Genomic DNA, 6,031 nt, shown 5'->3' with positions numbered 1-6,031 from the left:
ATGTCTGCACAGGCGACAATCTCAAGCTGCTGATAAAATGCTTTGATGTCTGCAAGGTAGGTTCTACTGATGACACCCGCACCAAGTATGCCGAGTTTAAATGTTCTCATCCTAAATTCCTCTCTGATTTAAATCATTTGAAAATGGTATTATACTCATTTAAGTAAGCAAATAAAGCGAACATTTTTAGCTAGATTCACCACTTCTTCGTTTGGCTATTATCTTGGCGCTTTAGCGCTTAGATAAATAGCCGTGTACCACTTAGGCGTGGGACAAAAGGCTTGATGTACACCTGTCCGCCTCGAATTGATAAAAAATATCTCAAAAATGTTGTTCACTTTCTTTACTTAAAATGAGTATAAAAACAATAAAAGCTATCAATTTTGATAACTTTCAAAAAACAAGGGCTATCCTTTGACAGCCCTCACTTCTTGATCAAAATATTTTGGAAGGATTGAAAAGCAATTATTTATCCGTTTCAGATGTTTTTATTTTACCTTTCTCAACACCATAGGCTTTGAGATCAGCAGCTTTCACATATTTCACATCAATTGGAATAGTTTTATCTAGTTTTTCGCCTTTGCTTGCTTTAACTAAATTTTCGATAACTTGATAACCAATTTGATAAGCATCTTGGTCTACGATGGCTGTAATTCTACCATCTTCAACGCCTTTTAACCATGTGTCTGTGTAGTCGAAACCATAGTGAAGAATTTCACCAGCTTTCCCTTGTGATTCAATCGCGCTCATGACTCCTACGTCTGGACCTTCAGAACCAAGTGAGAAGACAGCTTTTAAATCTTTATTAGCTGAGATATAACCCTCTAATTGAGATTTAGATTTAGATGGTTGGTCATCATCTTGAATCGTTGCAAGAAATTTGAAGTTTTTAGTATCTGCACCGTAAACTTCTTCAAAACCTTCTTTAAGACCTTTTTCACGGGCAATCATAGTCGGTTGCGCTACATCTACACAGACAATAGCAATCGAGCCACTAGTAATACCTTTTTCCTTCATTTCTTCGGCAGCTTTTTTTCCAAGTTCCTTTCCGGCCGAAACATTATCAGTACCAACATAAGCAGTTCGGTCAGCTTCATTATCTAAGTCTGCATCAAAGGTAATCACTGGAATATCTTTCGCCATAGCATCTTTGATTGGCTTAACAAAAGCTTTCTTTTCGATTGGCGCGATAGCAATACCCGCAACTCCTTTAGCTGTCGCTTCTTTGATAAAGCCAACATGTTTTTCTTTTTTACTTGGCTCAGCAGAAGGTGATGTCTTAGTCACTAAAGTATAACCCAATTTTTTAGCGGCATCCTCAGCACCTTTTTTCATCGGATTCCAGTATGCACCAGTATCAACGATTGGAACAAAGTAGAGTGTTTTTTTAGCATCAGAACTTGCCCCACCCGATTTTTTGTTGCTACAGCCTGCGCCAACTGCAAGTAATGTTGCAGCCAATAAAGCACCTACGATAAATTTTCCTTTTTTCATGTTTTCTCCTTATGAAAATGATTTATAAAAAATTAAATAACTACCTAAGTTTAAGTGTTGCTACTTGTTTTACGTTTAATATAGTCTACGATAATAGCAAGAATGATAACAAGACCAGTAACTGTATCTTGCAAAAATGAATTCACACCCATTAAGGTTAAACCATTCTTGAAAACTTGTAACGTCAGAATACCTGCTACAGCACCGCCGATTGTTCCGATACCACCAGAGAAGGATGTCCCTCCCATGATTGCTGCCGCCATTGCAAATAAGTCAAGTCCATTGGCGTCTTTCGAAGCGCCACCTTGAAGGTTTGAAATAATCAAAAGTCCCGCAACTGCCGCAAGCATACCTTCAATGATAAATACTTTAATAACGTGTTTATCTGTATCAATACCTGACAAGCGAGCTGCTTCTGGATTTGAACCTACCGCATAAGTATATTTGCCAAATCGTGTACTTTTCATCATGAAAGCAAAAATCAAAATAACAGCAACAAAGATAAGAGCATTACTTTTTAAAATATCCCCCAAAATGGGTGTTGTTGCAATTGCGTTATACCACGTTTTATCTGAACCCATAAACTGTTCATTAGTAAAGAAACCCAGCATCCCTTTAATCACATAACTCGACCCCAAAGTCAAGATGAATGAAGGTAAATCAAACTTCTTAATCAATAGAGCATTCATCGTTCCAAGAATAGCACCTGTTGCCAAAACAACAATCAGTACTAAGGGTGCCGGTAAGCCTTTATTTGCTGCAAACAAGCCTAACATACCTGCTGCCATACCAACATAACCAATGGATAAATCAACATAACCACAAATCAAAATCATGGTATAGGCAACTGTCAAGATACCAACAGGTGGTACTTGTTGCAAAAAGTTTTCGATATTATAAGTACTTAGAAAGTCACCATTAGCTATCGAAAAATAAGCTAGTAAGACAATCAGTACAATGTACACCGAGTAATTCATGAAGAGGGAACGTAAATCCAACTTCTTAGACGTTTTATTCATAACATTTACTCCTTTAGACAAGCGATTAGTGTAATACTACTAAAACTAAAGCAAGTTCTTATATGCTAGTTTTAGTCAACAAATTTCTTGTTTCATTCTTGATATGTTGCAGTTGCGTATTTCATGATCAACTCTTGCGCTTGATCTTTTCTATCCGTATAGTTGGCTATATCAAGTTCTCCCGTAATTTTACCTTCATGGAAAACATATACGCGATCACAAGTTCCTAGTAATTCTGGAATTTCTGATGAAACAATTAAAATCGTTTTTCCAGCTTGGGCTAATTTTGAAATGATGTCATAGATTTCAGACTTAGCTCCGACATCAATTCCCTTGGTTGGCTCATCAAAAATATAAAAATCATTATCAGTATTTAACCACTTCCCAAGTACAACTTTTTGCTGATTACCTCCTGATAAACTAGAGACAGGATTTTCAATATTTGAAACTTTAATATTCAATTCCTTAACAAATTTATCCGAGATGGCCTTCATTTTTTTATCACTGACTACAAAATTACCCAAGCTTGCAATATTAATATTATCGTTAATAGAGAGACCTAAAGCTAAACCTTGATGCTTTCTATCCTCTGTTAGAAAACTTAAACCATGTTTAATCGCATCTGAAGGCGTTTTTAACTTTAATGACGTACCGTTGATAGCGATTTCTCCAGATTTCATCTTATCAGCACCAAATAAAAGCCGCATGGTCTCTGTTCGACCACTTCCAACAAGACCTGAAAAACCAATAACTTCACCTTTTTTAGCTTTGAATGACACATTTTCAACTTTGCCTTTTTTATCAAACAAATTTTTTACTTCAAATGAGATGTCGCCGATTTCTTTTGCTACTTTAGGATAGAGGTCTGACACTTCACGACCAACCAACATTGTGATAATTTCATCTTCTGACAGATTTTTAACTTCATCAGTTGCGATATACTCCCCATCACGCATGATTGTAATCCGCTCACCAAGTTCAAAAATTTCTTTCATTCTATGGGAGATATAAATACTTGAAAAGCCTTTTTCTTTCAACCTTCTAATAATGATGAAAAGGACTTCAACATCCTTATCAGAAAGAGATGTCGTTGGTTCATCAAATATGATGACACGTGCATTAAGACTCAGTGTCTTAGCAATTTCAACTAACTGTTTGTTGGCAGTCGACAGACTGGAAACCAAATCTGTCGGTTTGACATTGACACCTAACATATTTAACCAATGATTGGTATCTTCATGAAGTTTCTTAAAATCCACAAGACCTAGAAACTCATTTTTATAGGGCAATCTTCCAATGAAAACATTTTCCGCAACAGTCAAGTCTTCCGCTAAATTTAATTCTTGATGAACAAAACCAATCCCAAGTTCCGCTGCAATTTTGGGAGTCATTTTAGGAATTTCTTTCCCATCAAACACAATTTTTCCTGCATCTTTTTCCAAAAGTCCTGCAAGAACATTCATTAAAGTTGATTTTCCAGCACCATTCTCTCCCATGAAAGCATGAATTTCACCTTTTTTGACTTCAAGTTTTGCACCTTTTAAAACATGTACGGGCCCAAAACTTTTCTCGATACCAGTCATTGAAAACAATACATCATCAGCCATCGTACCCTCCTTTTGTGATTATATTTTGATTTTTGTTATCTTAAACAATATTTTAGTTCAAAGCTACTGAATATTCTCAATTTCCATCAAAAATCTATCTTAAACCTGCAGCAAAAATATCTTTCTCTTCATTATCTTCAAGTTCTTCGTAGTTGAAATAATCAAAATCGGCAGGTGTCCGATAACCCGCATAGTCTACTGCTGCTAGACCGACAAAAGCACCTGTAAAGAAGCCTCCCATGGTTTGATTGACATAATCATCTGAGAGAATCGCAGCGTCCAAAACGACAGGAATTTCATGATAAGTCTGACCATCAAAGGAATACTCATAGGTATAAGTCCGTTTGCGAACTTTTGTCCGAAACCAAACATACTCAGTGCCGTCTGGAATTTTAATGGCATCATCTTTTAGGAATGAAGTGTAATTGCCGCGATCATTTTGTGCGACTTCAATGACGGCACCATTGATTTCATTCCAAGTGATGAAAATCCATGAGTAATGTTTATCATTATAGTAGTTTGTCAAACCAGCCATGGCTTGATAGCTCGTCGGGTTAAATTTGACTTTCGTTTCAGCATTGAAGTTAAAGGCTTGCCAACGTCTTGCGACCAAGGATAAGTCAAAGAAGTTTTCAAGCGATCCTTGACCATAAAGGCGCAAATGTCCGGGAACTTCATCATTGATATTTCCCATTTTGTCATCAAATGGTACACGCAAGGTATTGAAATTGATGTCTAGTTCTTTTTCGTCAAATTCATTGCATTGGTTATGATTGGCTGGCGCTTCTGTGAAAATGGCATCTTTTGGTGCGTCAACTTCCGTTGTTCCACCGTGTCCACCAACGATATGTGGCCAACCTGCTTCATCCCATTCTACTTTTTGGATTGACGTTTCGCGTCCTAACGTACACCAACCGCGTGGCTCTGTGAGACTTTCATTCGGATGATGCCAAGGCCGACCGCATAAGGAAGCATAGTACCATTCGCCAGAAGGCGTATCCACTAAGCCACCATGTCCTTGTTTTTGAATATAGTTAAATGGCGTGTCGAAATTCGTCAAGAAAACTTCACCCGGTTGCGTTTCAAATGACAGAGTATCCAAGGTTTTCGAGCGTGCAACGACTTCTTCGTGTGTGTAAACAGTCCCACCTTGTGCCGCAAAAATGTAATAATAGCCATTTATTTTATAAATATGCGGTCCTTCGACTAACTTAACAGCCGTGCCACGATAGACTGTCCGAGCTGTTTCAGGTAAAAGTCGTTCAGCCTTGGCGTCATACTCTGTCAAGGTCAGCCCATCAAAGGGATGTTTGTATTCACGGTGATCCCAAGTTTGTTGAATCAGATATTTACGGCCATCATCATCATGAAATAGTGACGCATCAAAACCAACGCCATTTAGCTCAATCGGTGCAGACCACGGCCCTGTAATATCAGTTGCTGTCGTCAAATAATTGGTCATATCTTTAAATGAGCCATCTGTAATTTTAGTATCGGTATAAACAAGCCAGAGTTTGCCATCAGCATAGGACAAATCAGGCGCCCAGATGCCACCAGAAGCTGGATTGCCTTTCATGTCGAGCAACTTAACCGTTGACAAGGGATGTGCCACTAAATTCCAGTGCACCAAATCTTTGGATGCATGAATGCGTACGCCCGGAAACCACTCAAATGTTGATGTCGCAATATAATAAGTATCGTCAACACGAATGATTGACGGATCTGAATTAAAACCTGATAAGACTGGGTTTTGGATTTTCATATAAATTTTCCTCCATTAATTTTCCTAAACATAAGAGAGTAGTTGCCGTCTATACTCGTTCAAGTCTGAAACTAGCCGAAATCTGTACTAGTTTTATGCTTGAATGCGTATAACAGACTCAACTACTTGATATATTTAGGCGCTAACGC

The 6,031-nt window shown here is 37.9% G+C and carries 4 protein-coding genes; all 4 read right to left on the bottom strand.

The genetic code is table 11. From position 1 onward, the window contains the following. Window positions 1-465: 465 nt before the first annotated feature. The 4 genes from ACYQ21_RS00510 to ACYQ21_RS00495 all read right to left on the bottom strand — a co-directional run bounded on the left by ACYQ21_RS00510 (window position 466) and on the right by ACYQ21_RS00495 (window position 5,882). Window positions 466-1,494: a sugar ABC transporter substrate-binding protein gene (locus tag ACYQ21_RS00510; protein ID WP_460054051.1), complete on the bottom strand. Its 1,029-nt coding sequence runs from the start codon at window positions 1,492-1,494 to the stop codon at window positions 466-468. Between the two features lie 50 nt (window positions 1,495-1,544). Next, window positions 1,545-2,513: an ABC transporter permease gene (locus tag ACYQ21_RS00505; RefSeq protein ID WP_460054048.1), complete on the bottom strand. Its 969-nt coding sequence runs from the start codon at window positions 2,511-2,513 to the stop codon at window positions 1,545-1,547. 92 nt (window positions 2,514-2,605) lie between these two features. Then, window positions 2,606-4,120, bottom strand: a complete 1,515-nt coding sequence (locus tag ACYQ21_RS00500; protein WP_460054046.1) for a sugar ABC transporter ATP-binding protein — start codon at window positions 4,118-4,120, stop codon at window positions 2,606-2,608. 94 nt (window positions 4,121-4,214) lie between these two features. After that, a complete protein-coding gene (locus ACYQ21_RS00495; RefSeq protein ID WP_460054044.1) occupies window positions 4,215-5,882 on the bottom strand; it encodes a glycoside hydrolase family 43 protein in 1,668 nt (555 codons plus the stop codon). Between the last annotated feature and the right edge of the window lie 149 nt (window positions 5,883-6,031).

Source organism: Pseudolactococcus yaeyamensis (assembly GCF_054658615.1).
This window is presented reverse-complemented; position numbering and strand designations above follow the sequence as displayed.